The organism is Ruegeria sp. HKCCD6604 (assembly GCF_013110635.1).
Taxonomy (GTDB): Bacteria; Pseudomonadota; Alphaproteobacteria; order Rhodobacterales; family Rhodobacteraceae; genus Ruegeria.
The window spans coordinates 89825-106700 of record NZ_WVQW01000009.1 but is presented as its reverse complement, the minus strand read 5'-3'; the positions used below and the strand labels follow the sequence as shown (position 1 = coordinate 106700).

Sequence of the window (16876 nt, the reverse complement as noted above, 5' to 3'; positions counted from 1 at the left end):
ATCCGCATGGGCGGACTGGCATCGGTGCTTGCGCCGATTGCATTCGTGAACGAAACCGTGCTGCGTCTGGGCCGCGCGGTTGGTGTTGTTGCGATTGCGCTCATGGTGATCGCAATCCTGATCCAGGTGTTCTTCCGATACGTTCTGGGCAATGCCCTGCCGTGGCCGGATGAGGCCGCGCGGTTCTGCATGTTGTGGATGACCGGTCTTATGGCGCCCACCGCCTTTCGGCGCGGCGGCTTTGTGGCCATAGACATGCTGGAACGCTTCCTTCCCCGTATCATCGGTCAAACGCTGAATCTGTTCCTGCTTTTGATCGCGCTCGTCGTCCTGCTGGTCGCGGTCAACATCGGCTGGTCCGAGGTTACCGGCTTTGGCGGCAAATTCGCCACCGCCGCGCTGTATCTGCCCACCTCTTTCGGGTTCGACGAATGGTATCGCATTCCGCGCAGTTGGATGATGGCATCGCTGCTGGTGGGGATCATCCTGCTGATCTCGGTGAATATCGAGCTGATCCTGAGATCCTTCATTATTCTGCTGGGCGGCGGCCACCTGTTGCCCGAAATTCCCGATGCGGCAGTGGGGGCCGAATAAATGCTGATCTGGTTCCTGCCCACCTTCCTGATTTTCCTGCTGATCGGCCTGCCGGTCTTTTTCGCTTTGCTCGCGGCGCCCGGAATCCTGCTGTGGCTGAACGGCCAGACAAACGACATCACGTTGCTGTATCGCAATGTCTATAACGGCATGGACAGCTTCCCTCTGATGGCGATCCCCTTCTTCATGCTGGCCGGAGAGCTCATGAACCGAGGCGGCATAACCATCCGCCTTGTCGAGTTTTCCCAAGCTCTGATGGGCCATCTGCGCGGTGGTCTGGCGCATGTGAACGTGCTGAGTTCGATCCTGTTCGCGGGCCTGTCGGGGTCCGCCGTGGCGGACACCTCGGCGCTAGGGTCGATGCTGATCCCGGCGATGGAGAAACAGGGCTATACCCGCAAATTCGCCGCCGCGATCACGGCGGCGAGTTCGGTGATCGGGCCGATCATTCCGCCCTCGGGCATCATGATCATCTATGCCTATGTGATGGGCGAAAGCGTGGCCGCGTTGTTCCTTGCGGGTATCGTTCCGGGCGTGATGGTCGGTGTCGGTCTGATGCTGATGATCAAACTGATGGCCGACCGCTACGACTTCCCCGTCGCCAGCCGCAAATACACATGGTCCGAGAGGCGTCAGGCCAGTTTGAAGGCCTTCTTCCCACTTTTGACACCGGTCATCATTCTGGGCGGTATTCTGGGTGGTATCTTTACACCGACCGAGGCTGCGGCAGTCGCTGTGGGCTATGCCTTCATCATCGGTTTCTTCGTCCTGCGCACACTGACATGGAAAGAAGTTCCCGAGGTGCTCAGCAACGCAGGCATGACCTCAGCCGTTGTTCTTCTGCTGGTCGGCGCGGCAATGGCGTTCAAGACGGTTGTCAGCCTCAGCCATGCGCCGGAACAACTGGCCTCGCTGATCCTCAGCCTGTCGGAAAACCCGCTGATCCTTCTGTTCCTGATCAACCTGCTACTGTTCATCGTCGGCATGTTCCTGGACGCAGGCCCCGCGATCATCATCCTTGGACCAATCCTTGGCCCGATCTTCACCAGCCTCGGCGTCGACCCGATCCATTTCGCCATCATCATGAGCGTCAACCTGACCGTCGGCCTCGCCACCCCGCCAATGGGCTTGGTGCTATTCGTGGCTGCCGCCGTATCGCGCGAACGGGTTGAAACCATCGCCAAGGCGATCCTGCCGTTCCTGGCGGTCGAAATCATCGTGATTTTCTTGATCACCTACATACCCGCACTTTCCATGACGATCCCGAGGATAACGGGATTTGCCAACTAACTGAGTTTCACAGGGAGGAAACGCATGCTCAGAGAATTCATCAAAACCGCAGCGGTGGCCACATCGCTGGTGGCGGCGTCCGCCATGGCTGCGACAGCCGCCGATTATACGCTGCGCGCAACCGCAAATTCGAACGAAAACGATGAGGATTATGATGGGCTGATCGTCTTCAAGAACTATGTCGAATCTGCCTCGAACGGCGCGATCGAGGTCGAACTGTTCATCGGCACACAGCTCTGCTCGAACGGGGCCGAATGTTTGCAGGGCGTGGCAGACGGCACCATCGACATCTACATCTCGACCTCGGGCGGTGCCTCAGGCATCTTTCCCTACGTGCAGGTTCTGGACCTGCCCTATCTGATGGCCGATGACCGCATTGCCGAGCATGTCCTGTCGGGCGACTTCACCCGTACCATGCGTGACATGGCGCTTGAGGACTCGGGCGGCGCGATCCGTCTGATGACCATCGGCAACACCGGCGGCTGGCGCAACTTTGCCAACACCCAGCGCCGCATTGCCGAGCCTGCGGATATGGAAGGTCTGAAAATCCGCACCGTCGTCGCCGACCTGCCGCAGGAACTGGTCAAGGCGCTGGGTGCGTCGCCTACCCCGATCCCATGGCCGGAACTGTTCACCAGCTTCCAGACCGGTGTCGTTGAAGGATCTAAGAACGGCATCACCGACATCATGGGTATGAAATTCCCGGATGCGGGCCTGCAATATGTAACGCTGGACGGCCATGCCTATATGGGCGCACTGTGGTGGATGAACAACGCCAAGTTCCAGGAGATGCCCGAGGATCTGCGCCGCGTCGTGGTCGACGGATTCTATGCGTTGCAACAGGCCACTTTCGCCTCCCCCAAGCGCAAGTCGATCCAAGCCTATGAGGATTTCGTCGCCGGTGGCGGAGACCTCTATGTGCTGACACCCGACCAGAAGGCTGCGTTCAAAGAGGCCGCAACGCCAGTGTATGATTGGTTCCAGTCCAACGTTGCGCGTGGCGATGAAATCTTTGCTGCACTGACCGAAGCGGTCGCGGCGGCTGAAGCGGACGTCAACGCCGCTCGTGATGCGGATCTGAAGTGAACTGTTGGGCCGGGCTTTGCGGCCTGGCCCTCACCGAAACGGGTACATCCACCCTTTGTAGTCGTTGACCAGAACATGCGCCTTTTCGATCTGCTCCGGCGACATTTTTTTGACCACCTCCTCAAGGCTGATCGCCGCGTCGGGGTCGCCGCCAATGGCGCTGAGCGTGTACCACATATACGCGCGCACCAGATCGGGCGCGGGCATGCCCAGGCCCAATTCATAATACCAGCCAACGCCCGATTGCGCCCCCGGATGCCCCTTCATCGAGGCGCGCAGATACCATTCAAAGGCCCGTTCGTAATCCTGCTCGACCCCCAAACCCAACCCGTACATCACGCCGATCAGCTCTTCAGCCTCGGCGTTGCCCGAGCGAGCGGCTGGAAGAAGTGCCTCGCGCGCGGCTGCAAACTGACCGGCTTCCATCATATCGCGGGCTTGTTCCAGTTCAGCCAGAGCCGGAGACGCAAATACGCAAAGGGCAAGAACAAGCTGGCGCATGGGATGGTTGCCTTCTTCTGGGTCGGGGCCGCTGTGGCACAGGATTTGCCGCGCCCGCTGACCGATGATGACTTTATCCCCTTTGATATGGAACAGGCCGCCATCGGTCATCAACTGTTTTACGACCCGATCCTGTCAGGCAACCGCAACAACGCCTGCGCCCATTGTCACCACCCGGATTTCGGCACTTCGGACGGGTTGTCTCTGGGCATAGGAGAAGGCGGGCAGGGGTTGGGGCCGGACCGCACACCCGGCACCGGGGCCGACAGAATACGCAAACGCATCCCTCGCAACTCTCCGGGCCTGTGGAATCTTGGGGCCAAGGACATACACACCGTCTTTCACGACGGCAGGCTGAGCATTTCCGACGTCTACGGCAACGGCTTCAATTCCCCGGCGCAGGAGTGGCTGCCCGAGGGCCTGAACTCCCTGCTGGCGGCACAGGCTCTGTTTCCCCTGACCTCACAATTCGAGATGGCGGGCAATGTGGCCGAAAATGAAGTCACAGGCGCGGTGCATGATCGCATCGACAAGGGCTGGCTCATTCTGGCGAAACGCGTCCGCACCGATCCGCGCTATGGTCCAGCCATAGTCGCCGCCTTTGCTGAGGTCGAGACGACCGAGGACATCACGATCACGCAAGTCGCCAACGCTCTGGCCGCTTTCATGGCGATCGAGTGGCGCAGCACCGACAGCCCGTTTGACCACTATCTTGCGGGCGACATGAATGCCCTTTCACCGGCGCAAATCGAGGGGATGAGGCTGTTCTACGGCAAAGCCCGCTGCTCCGCCTGCCACAGCGGACCGCTCATGTCAGATCAGAAGTTCCATGCACTGGGCTTGCCACCCTTTGGGCCGGGTCGCACCCGGCAGTGGGATCCCTTCGTCCGGGATGTCGGCCGCATGGGTGAAAGCAACCGCCTTGAGGATGCCTACAGGTTCCGCACCCCGATGCTCCGTAACGTTGCCCTGACCGCACCGTACGGTCACAATGGCGCCTTCCCCGATCTTGAAAGCGTCATTCGCCATCATTTGGATCCGCAGGCCAGCCTGGACAAATGGACCCCACAAATGGCTGCCTTACCCCACGTGCCATGGTTGCAAAAAACGGATTTCCTAGTTTGGCAGGACCAATATGAAATGGCACGTCAACGCAAGAAAATTGATATTGATCCGATCCAGCTTGCGGAATTGGAAATAGAAAACCTGATTGCTTTTCTGCATTCGTTGACAGGTCGCAGCGTGGACTCGCCGATATTCGGTGTGCCGAAAGGGTTTACTCCTTAGCCATCCCTCTCATCAATTAGGTCATGTTGACTAATGGCTGAGCCAGAGACGGGTTGATGCGATATCGACGAAGCCGAAGAGCTTTCGGCGGGCACGTCGCAGCGAGTTGCAACTCGGCTGGCATTCTTCAACTTGTTGAAGCATTTCTCGGCTGGATAGCCTCATCTGGCCCCGCCCATCTCTGAAAGTTATCAATCGCCTACAAACAAATACTCTCTGCAATCTTCGTGGGCATTCTCAATTTGGCACCTGCTTTATTTCACTGCATGGCTAGAAGACCACAATCAGGCTAACGAAGCTTTGATTGGTCCAAGCGGACCAATGCGGTTTGGCACCCGCCAACTTTATCGGGAGCGTGCTAAAGCGCTGACAACTCTCTCTACACAATCCAAATCAAAAAAAGCCAGCGCCTCGAAACGCGATGGCAAAGTTCTGGTGGTCAAAGTTGCAGTTTGAGCAGGTTAAATTGCAGACTGTTGCTGGTTTTCTGTTCCGTCGGGCATAAATAACCCATAATCGGCAGCTCCCAAAATTTAAAGCATTGATTTTTATATATATTTATTATCACCCTTGATTATGCCGCGGCCACTTCACCCATCTTGACAACTCATTGTCGCCCACAAAAAAATTTGGGCAACAAAAAAGCCGCCCCGAAGGGCGGCTGTTACTTCAGCTTTTGTTCTTCTAGAATTCTGAGGTTCTGTAGAGCTCCACTCCCGCCGTTTTGGGTTCCCAAACTGGCAAGATCCCTCGAGATTTTAACTTCCTTCGGGCTTCCGGCACTGTTGTTGCCATTCTCGTCGCAACGTCGGTGATCTTTTGGTAGTCCAACTTGAAACGGTCCACGCTAGCAGGGCTAACAAGATCACGCATCTGCCCCATGTGTCTAGTTTGTCCGCAAATTGTCAGAACCGGTTCCATTCCGTCTGGTGGAGTTCGAAGAAGGAAGTCCACTGAGTTGGCAGAAAGGCCAAGCTTTCGCGCGACATCCGAAATCGATTTCCCGGGAGAACCAATTCGACAACCGAGTTTTTCACCCACTTCTGCCACGTCAACAAGTACAGATTGGTAACGCAGTTCTTCGTCGAGAAGCTCAACTCCAGTTAGTTGCCTTTGGAGCAACAGTTCGACAATCTTGACAGCGGGCACTTTCAAGGCTTCAGCCGCATTGGCAATTCCCAACACACCCTCTGAAGGTTCAGAAATGGGCTGTCCGAAACTTCGCAAGCGGTTCACAAAACTGTCCAGGTCGTTGGCGTCAACTCCCTGAGCAATGCTCCTTCGGCCATCTCTACAGCCCGCGATTGGTTTAAGCATGCCGGCTTCGATGAGCTGCGCCACTTGGGGCCGTTTGCAGCCTAGATATTTTGGAACTTCAGAAATCGGAACCGAACGCCGCATCCTCCTGAGAAGGTCTTCAGAACGTGCAACGTCAATGGCGCCGAAATCCCGTTTTGCGTCATAGTCCGCAGGCAGCAGATCGGCGACCATCAGCGCATTTTGAACAGTTCTGGGATGCACACCAAACTTCTGGCTCAGTGACACTACAGAATGACGCCGCCGCTGCACGACGGGTTCTCCAAACAGAATCGTTCCCGCACCAATTGGCATGGTTTCCAGAATATGTTCACGGAAAACCTCCCGAAATGGCCCAATCGGTTTTCGGTTTTTTTTGAACTGAATCCACTTATAAAGAACACCGAACACACCTTGCGGCCCGGCTTGGATCTTGGAGCATGGCGTCTTCTTCTGCACCGCTTCAAGCCCTTCTCGAATGCCTTCAGGGCCACATCGAGTAAACTCGTACCCAACCGCCCCGGCCAAGTCCCAATCCGCTTGCGATAGATTTGGAAGATTTGCATTTGGACCAAATGCGATACACGCACCGAGCATTTCAGATGCACGTGAGGCTAGATCAATCAGCTGCCCGTCTAGCCACTCTGGCCCAGGGCGCCCTTCAAGTCTGGCTTCAAGGTAAGATTGCAGTTCAGAGATGCGCCTCTGTTTCCCAATTTCGGCCAGCTTTGCCAATCGCGCTTCGTCTGGCATATGGGCAGCCAAGTCCAGGAAGAGATTGCCTCGGCCTCTCTCAGGCTCTCTGACCAAAGGAACGGAATGAACGGGACAAGTTCTCACAGGTGAAAAAGCCCAATTGATCTTCCCAACCGGCATTCTCAACGATTGAGGGCAGTCCGAGATGTCGTTCAAGATGCATTGCGGGCAATAACTTACTCGATTGCCCGCAACGAATTCTGAATGAAACTCTTCATCTCGATGTTTGTAGTAGCGAAAGGCAAGCTGTTTGTATCCGCCCTGCGTAAGTCGCTTCACAGGAATGCCGGTCAGCTGATGCATCTGCTCAACCGCGTTGTCTCGGGTCCTGGCGAGGTCCTGAAGTGGAATACGCACAAAAGAAGAAAACTCTTTCGCAGACATATCACATTGAACACGGGCGAACCGGCTGACCCATGAAACAAAGCTCTCACCTGGCAAAATGGGCATCATTGGTAAAATTGTACTCAATGCATCAACCCCGTCCAACTTGCTGATGTTGCCGCCGGGTTCGTTCTGCATCAAACTCTTCGGCGTCGCTATCAATCTCCAGCGCTGCCCAATCATTGATCTCGAACACGTTTTGATCCCAAGAGCAGCCTTCTTGGATGCTCCAAGCTTCCGCAAAATGAGATCGCTTCAAACAGTAGCTCTCTTCGTAGAGGGCTTGTTCGATGGCCGCGAGGATAGTCTCGATTGCTCTTCCGAACAGACCCCGGCTGCCATGGATAAGTCGCCTCAGTGTATCCGGTTCGATGTCGGGCCGGATACCGGCCATCTGACAGTATGTATCAATCAAGCCTTGAAGGTTTTGTTCGTGGTGACCCACGACAAGCGGTCGAGACATGATTTTCCTGAACCGTCGGTCGACTTGCTGGTCGTAGCGCGCCACCTCAAGAAGCCGGTCAGTACCACTGAGAACCAGGACCACTGCTTGGTCTCCTTGCATCAACGATTTCAGCGTTTTGAGCATGTCGTCAATCTCACGTGCTGAGCGTGACAGGAACACGTCTTGGGCTTCATCGATCCAAAGCACGACGATGCCCAACAACGACAAGCGATGCTTCACGACACGCCAGATGTCCCAAGCGGGGGCCCGCTCTGAAACATCGTTCAATCCAAGTTCTCCAAGAATGGCGCGGCCCAGGCTTTTGAGTGTCGCTGGACTTGGCACCTGAATGCGGATGTACCGAGGCAAGTCCTGCCCCGTCGCCGCTTGCAGCGCCGGATGGCGACTCAGGACCCTGTGAACCGCGGTAGTTTTGCCATCCCCCGGCTTCGCGACAACCATAAGCCCCCTGGCCTCAAGCCCCCCTGCATGGAGTTCCGGAGCAGGCAACCTACCACCTTGCTGGTCGGGTTGAAGCAAACGGTCGAGTTCACGCGTAATTTGGTGGTGCCGATTGTTTGTGAAGTACTTGGCCCGCAACGACTGCATAACCGTCTGAGGATCGATAACTGGGTTGATCTGGTTCATTTGTCGCCCTCCTCGTCGTTCTCCCAAACATCTTTTTCAACGGGTGGATGACGGTCCTGGTTGCCCTCGTCCTCGGACAAGTAGTCGGGTTTTTTCGGAGCAACGGTAATGCCAAACTGCGTTGGCCCCTGTTCCAGCCGTGTCTCAGACGAGGAAACGGTAAATCCGACAAACAGTTCCTTTTCCAACGCCGCCATGCGTGTCTCAGAGTAGACCTGTGAAACCAGACCGAACTCGAGCGATTTTTTGAGGTTCATTGCGTCAATGGCTTCAAGCGCATTTGCGACGACATTGTGTTCCCAGGCTCTTTGGCGCGGTTCAGCACTCTTCATCTTGCGTCGAGCTGCAACCCACTGTTGTGCATGAACACTGTCGAATTCATCGTAGACCGCTGGCACTTCATGCCAGTGTTCCCCAAGCTTTACAGAGATCGTCCCAATATTCTCAGGCAACCAGCTGACTTGCAGATCCTGCTTGCCACGATGCGCAAACCACTCCGCCAAGTGCTCTGAGTGGTACTGAACGCCCAAAACTGTGACACCTGATTTGCTCAGGGTCCGTTCGAGTTTCTTTCCAAAAATCAGCCGCCTCTTGCGCATATCAGGCGTTGCCTGAGCGGGGAAGTTGCCGTCCGCGATGTCTTTGTTCCACTGCTCGAGCGGTGTCCGGCCGTGCAGACCTTCATGAGGTGTATTATGGTAAACGTCCACAATCCAGCGCACCAGCGCAAAGCACAGATCTTCTGTGTTCAAGCAGGTGCGCTCCTCTGTCGGATGATCTCCGCGTTCAACCGAATTCGAAAACGTGCGACCATGAAGTCGGGCGGCAAGCCCCGTCGATGCAGTCTTGAAAAACCTTTCGACTGTTCCGCGCATACCAGGCATGCCGGCGATGGTTTTTTCGACGGTAATACCCAGATCCAGACAAGTGCTGATGAACTCTTGAGATTTGAAGGCAGCTCCATTGTCCGTAACAAGGACTTCCGGCAAACCAAACATGTCCCAAGCCGCTTCGGCGCCTACGGCATCCACCCAAGCACCTTTGTCCTGTACCGCCATTTGCAAGCAATCGATTGCTGTGGCGGATTTAGGGTTCTTCGTCAGCTTCATCGCAAGAATGCAGCGGCTGCGGCAATCAATAATGACAGACAACCACCAACGTGTGCTCTTTGCCCCCTTTTCGCCAAGCAAACCAAGGTCCTCGAGCTCTTTCTGATTGAACAGTTGGCCAAGACCTGTGCTGTTCACAAGGGTGCAAAGATCGACCCGCCATTCATCCATTTGAGCCTTTTGGAGCAATCGAGAAGTCTCAATTCCCCGCCCTACCGGCTTGCAGCGTTTCATCGCCTCGTCGTACCCGTACCGGTGCAGCAAAACTTCGAACTCACTATAGCTCTTGATGCATCGGCGCACTGCATCGCGACTAGGCACGCGGAATGGGGTCAGACCCTCTTTTTCACGTTCCTCGTTGACCCTTTCAAACGCCCGCTGAACGTCTTCGGTAGTCTTCTTTTGAGTCGGTCGGTTGAGATTGAAGTAACTTTTTCGCGTTTCTGCATCGAGCAATTTTTTCTCTTCGGTGCTGAAGTAACTAAACCGATTTCCGCGGTTATGGACGCTATCGATAAGACCAAGCTTGCCGTTTCGACGATATGCAGTCACCCACTTCCTCAGGGTGGTCGCATGGACAGGCTCAACGCTCCCTACAATCCGTCCGCCGCCATGACGACGACGCCGCTTTCCAGACCGAATTTCTTCGTCGCGCATGCACTCTTCTGGGGTCGGCATCTCTTCCAAGGCAATTGTTGCGGCCAATTGACAAATTTCCGCCATACACTCCTTGATCGACTTGTCATTTGGTGAGACACGATCCTCGCTTTCCAGCTCCAGATAAGCGCTTACCAAGCTGTAGCGTTTCCAGAACCGCTCTTTCTGCTTTTCCGTCAAATCGAACAGCGAGATAGAGTTATTGAAGTTTTGTTTGCGATCCGCCTTGGGCAGGAAGTGGTTACGTTCATGCACAATTTCGCCAGAGGCGTTGCGACGGCTCAATTCTTCATAACCAAAAAACTCGGCAAGTCCTGATCCGGAAGTTGGATAAAGGACATAGCCGTTTGCAGTTTTTCCGGCCAACCGCATACGTTTGCCTGCAATAGTTACGCGGTCATGCATCGAGATTTCGAAGCGGCTTTTTGTTGAAGTGCTTGCGGTATTCTTCGCTTCAGCCATTTTCTTGATCAGATCATAGTGAACAGTCATGGGAATTATCCTTTCCGTTGGACAAGTGTTTGGGGGTCGATGATTTCACGGGTAAGTGGCACAAGGTGTTGAGCGGCAACCAAACGCACGAGCGCTCGCCAACCGTCGGCACCAAGTCCAGTTTTGATTGTAAGGTCCCGCAGTGAGGCTGCGCCCAGAAGGTCTTGAGCTACATTCCAAGCTACGTCGTCAGCACTCGGCATAGGCTGCCGTACGGCCCAGAAAAGCTCTGCATTCCTCTTTTCAATCTGATCTGCGCTGCGTTCCGTCAGGATACGTACTTCATCGCAAAAGCCAGACTGAACGGAGAACCACGCAACCTCTTGCATTTTTTCTACAAATACCGACTTCGTGGCCTGAAAGCTTGGCTTTACGGCGAAAGCAACTTTAGAGCCTCCACGGATGTGCGCGACGTAATCAAACACATGCTCTCGCACCTTTTCGCTGAAGCCATTCCAACGGAACCGCACTTGATCGAAGATGTCTTCAACCTAGAGCTGCGCGTGCATTACCAGCAGATTGGCCAACTCAAGATGAGACTCCGCCTGAACCCTTACGCCCGGGTTTGAACCGATCACGGTGTAAGCAGTGCAATGGCGTTTCGCGGCTTTCGCAATGGCACGGTCTGAACGAAAATCTGACGGGAGCCGGATTCCGTCAGGAAAGTTCTTTTTCATGTGAATACCTCACGTCTTATCGAGCCCACCGAACGCGTTCGGTAGAAAAACTCGTGAATTGAATTTTGGTGGGAAGCAGGCGGCCGAAACCGCCCGATCACACGGCTATTCGCGTGAGATTCAAGAAACGCGGAGCAAAAGAAGGCGTGATGTCGCGATGGCTATCGCAACACATCTTCAAGAACCCCAATAGTTTTGTAGTAAACGCCATGACTAGCGCCTCATATCGACTTAGTGCCTACAGGAGCTCGCAGCAGAAGAAGGATATGTGTACCTATCGCTGAAGAGAGCTACCAACGGATCGGAAACTCAGAAAACCCGTATCTGATTGGGCGCGATATGATGGTCAGCATTTTGCATGGGCGTTCCTCGTACTCAAAACTCGGAGGTCTGCGCAAGCGAAAAGATGCGGGTACAGATGACGTGACTTTTACGCCGATAAAGTGTGACTAATTTGTCAGATCATTCGACCCCACTCTAAACAACTGGCTACCTCATTGATTAGCCGATTTGTGCTTTTCGTCTTTTTCAACGAAAAGGCGCCTCCGAACACAGCACTGCGTCACCAGCAGCAAATTTATCTACAACGAATGGCATATCTCTCAGCCTCGCTTTCATTTCGTGCACCCCCAGGTTGGGATAGGTTTGACACGCCAATCAGCATATCAAACTTCCGCCAATGCCTCAATAACTCATTGTTTTTACACATTTACCCTTGGGCGCGCTTGCGTTGCAAAAACCGACCCTGAATTAGGCTCTGCCTAATTCACTTCTTGCGAGTAAGGATAAATTCAAAGAGAGATGGTTGTCTTTGCGGCATGAGGAAGCGCCCAAGTGTAAGAATAGAATTCCTTCGCTTTCGTCTGGTCAAATGGCCTCAACAGCCAAATCACCCGTGTCCTGAGCGAGGTGATTCGCCGCTTGTTGAAACTGGAGCCCGGGCTCTTTGGAACCGACGGCAGTCTCCGCTCAATGTGCCCCGACACTATCGCAGTCAATCACTCGGGACGGTTTCACGGCGGTTAGTCCAATAGTGATATTGCGCGGATTGCCCTGCAAGTCATCAACGGCAGAAATGTTTATTTCCCGGAGCTATCGAATTCACGCACCGGTTTTGCGGAAAAAAGCCGGGATTTGATGATTTTATCCAGGTCGCGAAAGTACTGCATTTGCAATATCGCGATCTCGCATCGTGCGGACCCGATCAGTGTTTTGAATAAACCCATTTCAATGCGATTGGCCTTTTCGCCACGTTGCTTGATGATCCTCATCCGGGGCGCTTTGGTTCCTAGCAGGAGAGGCGCTTACAAGAAGCGCGCACTACTACAACGACAGTCGCCATATAAGACTTCGTATGTAAAATATTGGGTAATGGCGGCAGGTAACTGTACTAGCGGTCTGGGTCTGTATCGAGTTTGCCCCAGAGATCATCAACCAGATCTGAGAAGCCATCATTCGAGGTCCCCTTGGGCAGTAGACCAGCTCTTCGCCGGCGTTCGATCTCGGCCAGTAGTTCCTCCTCTGTAGCTGTTTCAACCACATCACATCGAAGAGCTTCAATCTCGTCCGCTGTCCACGACTCAAATTTGTCAGCGTAGAAGCCCAGGGAATACGGCTCGTCATCAGAAATCTGTTTGATCACAGCATTCCAATCGTCATTCTGGTTCGATGCCTTTTCGATCCTCTCGTCTGGTTCGCGAATGGACTCACGGATCAACGGCAGCAGCTTTGCCTGAGCGCTTTCTTCACCAGCACCAGTCCCTGCAAGCCAAAGGTCTGCGATCTTGCGAACAAGCGACCAAACAGTTTGATTTCGTGGGTGGTCTTCGATTCTGCCGCCAAGGCCTCGTTCTTCAACACCGAGCTGTTCAGATGCCCTCTCATTCATGCGGATATCGTAATTAGACACGTCAGCCAGATCTGAAGCGTTCTCAGCCACAGCTCGGGCGACCTCTTGATCACCAACATAGACAACCACCTTCAACATCCCGCTACCTCTTCCTTCGCCGGTTCATCACTCGGTCCAGGTGGCTGTAGTCCAGATCTCGCATGATCCTTTGAACTCGCTCTGGATCGACTTCGCGATCTTTTCCAGCGGTGCGGACGATGTGTCTGACGTAGACCGCCAACGCGACAACGATCACGGCGGATAAGATCAAGCTGTAATGCTCGGGGCCCATCACTACTTCTTCTTCCTTGGGTCTTCGATCCCGAGGTCGTCGAACACGTTGCCGCTACCATCAGTGATCTCGACATCATCGTCGTCAGTCACAAGATCCCAGGTGTTCTCTTTGACCCATTCATCCCGCCATTTGGGCGCGTCGGCCGGACGCTGTGCAAAATCGGCGATTTGCTCGAAAATCATTTTGCGCAATGCAAGCCAGACCTCCGGACCCTCTTTGCGACGAGCTTGCAACTCTGCGATCAACTCATCCAGAGGAACATCATGTAACGGGCGCCCGAAGATTTCTTTTACTGAACAAACTTCGCCTCTTTTGTTCTCAGCGATCCACTCGTCTGTCCACTCGGGAACCTCGTCGGGCTTTGGCACGACTTCCACCACGTGCTCTTGCACAACCTCCAGCAATGCTGGCCAAAAATCTTCATCCGCTTTCAAACGCGCGCGAATCTCGGTAATCAGGTCATCGCTAGAAAGTTCGTCACTCATCTGTCTTGTCTTTCGGCTCAGTAACCTTTCGCGCCCGGATCTTATCCGCTGAGATCGGCTTGGTTAGTTTCGCTCGACCGGCCGCAATTTCAGCCTCCCGAAGCCTAAGCAAACGCAAGGTTTGTTCATCCAGCTCAACGTCGTCGTCATCACCCATCAGACTTCTCCCGAGTACAGTAACAGTGAGAACAGAGCACTTGAGACCTGTCGGCTGTCCGAACGATGTCACCAACGTGGCCACACTCTTCACACGTCACACCGCATCGAAATTCCATCCAGTCAGCGTACTCCTGAATGAGATCGTGGTATCGACTGAAACCGATGGAAATCTTGCCATCCCGGCCTTTCCTAATTTCCGAGATCTGAATAGTTCCAAGGTCCAGTGCCCTGAAATCCTGACTGAAGGAAAGCTTGTGGAGTGCTTGCGAAATCATGACGAGCCAGCCCTTTCCGACAGCAGGAACAAGAGATGCGCAATCCGGAGAAACGAGGTCTGGATAGTTTTCCACAATGTCCAGCCTCAGGCTGTCGGGCCAGGATTCTTCAGCGCCCTCAAATCGCCGCCGCAGAGCATCATTGTAGCACCAGCTGCAAAGCGTCGTCACAAACCCAAGGAAGTTCTGGCGTTGGGCAGAATTAGAACAACCTTCACAGGTTTGCTCAATCTGATCGACACGCCATTGAATCTCTTCACTCGCAGCCTGGTTGCAGTCCGGGCCCTCATAGACGCGCAAGCCTCCCCATTTCTGTTTGATCTGAACGATGGACGGGTGTTCATCACCAAACAGGTCGGGCTGCTCGTCGATCAACCTTTTCACTTTCTCAAGTGCAAGCGTAAGCTGCTCCACCCACCCGGCACGATACTCACCAAGCTGCTTGAAGACGCTTCCATGAATATCGTTCCAGTCGACAACACTGCTCATCACTGACCTCCCGGCCCGCGCCTCTTTTAGATCATGTGAAACCTCCGCCATAGCAGTCATCATACGGTCGACCACTTCGCGGTCATCACACTCGACATGCAGAACCTCGGTCGACCATGTGACGTCAGAGACGTGCGGAGCTGGGTAGTTGTGCGCCATCACCAAACGCATCTCTTCGGCGTACCAGGCGTCAAATGAGCGGAGATCATCTGGCGCTCCATGGTCCTCGATCACACCTCGGACCTTTCCCCGGAATTCCTTCCAGCTCTTTTCGACATCATCCATCAGTCACATTCTCCAGAACTTGGTCTTGTTGAGATGGAAGACCCCTCTCGAGATCTGGCAAGCCGGACCAGCCTTCGGGTGTGCGTCCGAGGCACTCCTCGACCGATTGCTTGATGTCGTTGAAATCAATTGCGTTCGTAACGTCGTCCGCCATGTCGGACACCTCTTGAGGATGGTAGGAGGCGTCGGAATCGAACCGACTCGTGCACTCTAATCTGGAGCAATTACAAGGATATAAGCCTCGCCCGCATACCAATGCTGCCTCCCGCGGATTTCGCGTGGGTTATCGACCTCAGGCCGATATTCGATGGCAGTGGATGCGTATGAACGTCATGACCGCAAGCTGAACCAGTTCGCATAACCATGTCAAGACGGAGCGTGCGGCACTTCGAAATTCACCGCGTAGTTCTGGGAACCTTCGCGCTAGACGAGTGCCAAATAGGTTGTCCGCATCGCAGAATTGTAAACACATTAGGTATGTGCGGTGTAAGGCTTCCTCTAGCCACTTATGCGAAAGTCAGCGGCGCTCGATACCGAATCCAAATTGACTGATGCCGCGCGAAGCTCCGATGACAGCTATGCGCAGAAAGCGGACTTTGCAAATGTTCGGCGTGCAGCCCAGAGCTGTCGTCGGGCAGGTTATCCGGATGCTGTTGACGTAGTTCGCGGAGCCGACATTCGAGCACAACGAAGCAGATCTACGGGAGGTTGTAGTCTAGTCTCTGGGAAACCAGAAATCCGCGGTAAACTCAGTAGGGTCGACTTTGATTAACAAGAACCAACGCTGCCCTTGAAGTTCTCCTTCCTACGAGGTTGGCGTACAACATTACTGGCCTCATTGCACAGTTGGCACCGAAGAGCAGTACTAGATCCAATAAACGCTATGTTTCCAGCTGGCTACGGATCCAGCTGAGAAGGGGAGATCGTGCGTCTCGCTCATGCCAAATTGCACGGATTCCCAATTCCGGCAGAGGAAAAGGGCAATCGCGCGTGACTAGGTTTTTGTTGTTAGTAGCAGCTTGGGCGAGCGTCTCCGGCACAAAAGCGATTAGATTTGTTCCTTCCAGAAAGGCCGGTTGCAGATGCAGACTATCAGTCACCAGCCCAACCTGGCGTGGGGGCAAACCCTGATCCTTTCCATAAAGGTGAACTGGGTCATCTTGTTTAACCATTAGGTTCAGCCGGACGTGTGGATATAAAAAGACCGTCTCGGCGTTCCAGCTGTTCAAAGCTGGGTGGGTTCGGTCCAATAAGCACACTAGGCGCTCGCGCAGTAGACGCTTTTGAAGAAACTTAGGATTTGCCTGAAGTCCTGCGCCAATGATCAAATCGGCATCCCCGGAATCGAGCATCTGGTAGCTGTGATCTGAATAGCTGTGAATTTCGAACACGATCCCTGGAGCTTGATTTCGAATACGCCGAACTGCGTTTGCAAGGAAGCTGGTGGCAATAAAATCATGGGCATGAATTCGAATAGTTGCGCCCGCGTTTTCAGGTGAGAACGTAACCGGCGCGGTCAGCACGCTGATCTCAGAAAGGATCGTGTTCAACCGCGCAGCAAGGTCCAGAGTGCGCGCTGTTGGCACCATTTCGCGCCCTTGCTTGACGAACAGAGGGTCGTCAAACACACGGCGCAATCTTGCCAGAGTGTGGCTCATGGCAGGGTGCGTTACGTTCATTCGCTGCGCAGCACGTCCAACATGCCGTTCCGAGATGAGCGCTTGAAGAGATTTCAGTAGATTAAGATCAATTCCATCAATTTCATTCATACTAAGAAG

Annotated in this window: 15 protein-coding genes, 1 tRNA gene and 1 pseudogene; 5 read left to right on the top strand and 12 right to left on the bottom strand. The window is 54.1% G+C overall.

All coding sequences use genetic code 11. The features are described 5' to 3' along the window. The first annotated feature begins 6 nt into the window (after positions 1 to 6). Genes GS614_RS18385 through dctP form a run of 3 tightly spaced genes read left to right on the top strand, consistent with a single transcriptional unit; the run spans position 7 to position 2970 of the window. Positions 7 to 594: a TRAP transporter small permease subunit gene (locus tag GS614_RS18385; RefSeq protein ID WP_171727011.1), complete on the top strand. Its 588-nt coding sequence runs from the start codon at positions 7 to 9 to the stop codon at positions 592 to 594. Continuing rightward, a complete protein-coding gene (locus GS614_RS18380; protein ID WP_170345268.1) occupies positions 595 to 1884 on the top strand; it encodes a TRAP transporter large permease in 1290 nt (429 codons plus the stop codon). A gap of 24 nt (positions 1885 to 1908) precedes the next feature. After that, positions 1909 to 2970, top strand: coding sequence for a TRAP transporter substrate-binding protein DctP (dctP, locus tag GS614_RS18375; RefSeq protein WP_152460164.1), 1062 nt, complete (start codon positions 1909 to 1911; stop codon positions 2968 to 2970). A 30-nt stretch (positions 2971 to 3000) separates the two neighbouring features. On the opposite strand, the gene GS614_RS18370 is transcribed toward dctP, so the two are convergent. Continuing rightward, positions 3001 to 3471 (bottom strand): tetratricopeptide repeat protein, encoded by a 471-nt coding sequence (locus GS614_RS18370; protein ID WP_171727010.1) that lies wholly within the window; start codon positions 3469 to 3471, stop codon positions 3001 to 3003. Positions 3472 to 3474: 3 nt separating this feature from the next. Here GS614_RS18370 and GS614_RS18365 point away from each other — a divergent pair, with 3 nt between their 5' ends. Next, positions 3475 to 4758: a cytochrome-c peroxidase gene (locus GS614_RS18365; RefSeq protein ID WP_171119097.1), complete on the top strand. Its 1284-nt coding sequence runs from the start codon at positions 3475 to 3477 to the stop codon at positions 4756 to 4758. Between the two features lie 30 nt (positions 4759 to 4788). On the opposite strand, the pseudogene GS614_RS18360 reads toward GS614_RS18365, so the two are convergent. The 4 genes and pseudogenes from GS614_RS18360 to GS614_RS18345 form a co-directional block, all read right to left on the bottom strand. Further along, positions 4789 to 4907, bottom strand: a pseudogene (locus GS614_RS18360) (IS5/IS1182 family transposase); the annotation flags it as partial. Positions 4908 to 5442: 535 nt separating this feature from the next. Next, entirely contained in the window at positions 5443 to 7332 is a 1890-nt protein-coding gene (locus GS614_RS18355) for a TniQ family protein (protein WP_171727009.1), read from the bottom strand. Next, the gene (locus tag GS614_RS18350) at positions 7286 to 8287 is read right to left on the bottom strand and encodes a TniB family NTP-binding protein (protein ID WP_171727008.1); all 1002 of its coding nucleotides are present in this window, start codon (positions 8285 to 8287) and stop codon (positions 7286 to 7288) included. Before GS614_RS18350 ends, GS614_RS18355 begins: the two co-directional genes overlap by 47 nt. After that, a complete protein-coding gene (locus tag GS614_RS18345) occupies positions 8284 to 10545 on the bottom strand; it encodes a DDE-type integrase/transposase/recombinase (RefSeq protein ID WP_171727007.1) in 2262 nt (753 codons plus the stop codon). The genes GS614_RS18350 and GS614_RS18345 overlap by 4 nt, the downstream gene beginning before the upstream one ends. Before the next feature lie 164 nt (positions 10546 to 10709). On the opposite strand from GS614_RS18345, the gene GS614_RS18340 reads away from it, so the two are divergent. Next, the gene (locus GS614_RS18340; RefSeq protein WP_171727006.1) at positions 10710 to 11114 is read left to right on the top strand and encodes a hypothetical protein; all 405 of its coding nucleotides are present in this window, start codon (positions 10710 to 10712) and stop codon (positions 11112 to 11114) included. A gap of 1498 nt (positions 11115 to 12612) precedes the next feature. Here GS614_RS18340 and GS614_RS18335 read toward each other — a convergent pair. The 7 genes from GS614_RS18335 to GS614_RS18305 form a co-directional block, all read right to left on the bottom strand. Then, on the bottom strand, positions 12613 to 13209 hold the full coding sequence (locus tag GS614_RS18335) for a hypothetical protein (protein ID WP_170567613.1): 597 nt from the start codon (positions 13207 to 13209) through the stop codon (positions 12613 to 12615). Positions 13210 to 13404: 195 nt separating this feature from the next. Next, a complete protein-coding gene (locus tag GS614_RS18330; protein ID WP_171727005.1) occupies positions 13405 to 13890 on the bottom strand; it encodes a hypothetical protein in 486 nt (161 codons plus the stop codon). Further along, positions 13883 to 14047: a hypothetical protein gene (locus GS614_RS18325; RefSeq protein WP_170685413.1), complete on the bottom strand. Its 165-nt coding sequence runs from the start codon at positions 14045 to 14047 to the stop codon at positions 13883 to 13885. Before GS614_RS18325 ends, GS614_RS18330 begins: the two co-directional genes overlap by 8 nt. After that, a complete protein-coding gene (locus GS614_RS18320; RefSeq protein ID WP_170685414.1) occupies positions 14040 to 15098 on the bottom strand; it encodes a hypothetical protein in 1059 nt (352 codons plus the stop codon). The genes GS614_RS18325 and GS614_RS18320 overlap by 8 nt, the downstream gene beginning before the upstream one ends. Further along, complete coding sequence (locus GS614_RS18315) at positions 15091 to 15252, bottom strand: hypothetical protein (protein WP_171727004.1); 162 nt, start codon at positions 15250 to 15252, stop codon at positions 15091 to 15093. Before GS614_RS18315 ends, GS614_RS18320 begins: the two co-directional genes overlap by 8 nt. A gap of 19 nt (positions 15253 to 15271) precedes the next feature. Beyond that, positions 15272 to 15365, bottom strand: a tRNA-OTHER gene (locus tag GS614_RS18310). Positions 15366 to 15979: 614 nt separating this feature from the next. After that, on the bottom strand, positions 15980 to 16867 hold the full coding sequence (locus GS614_RS18305) for a LysR family transcriptional regulator (RefSeq protein ID WP_171727003.1): 888 nt from the start codon (positions 16865 to 16867) through the stop codon (positions 15980 to 15982). Positions 16868 to 16876 lie beyond the last annotated feature (9 nt).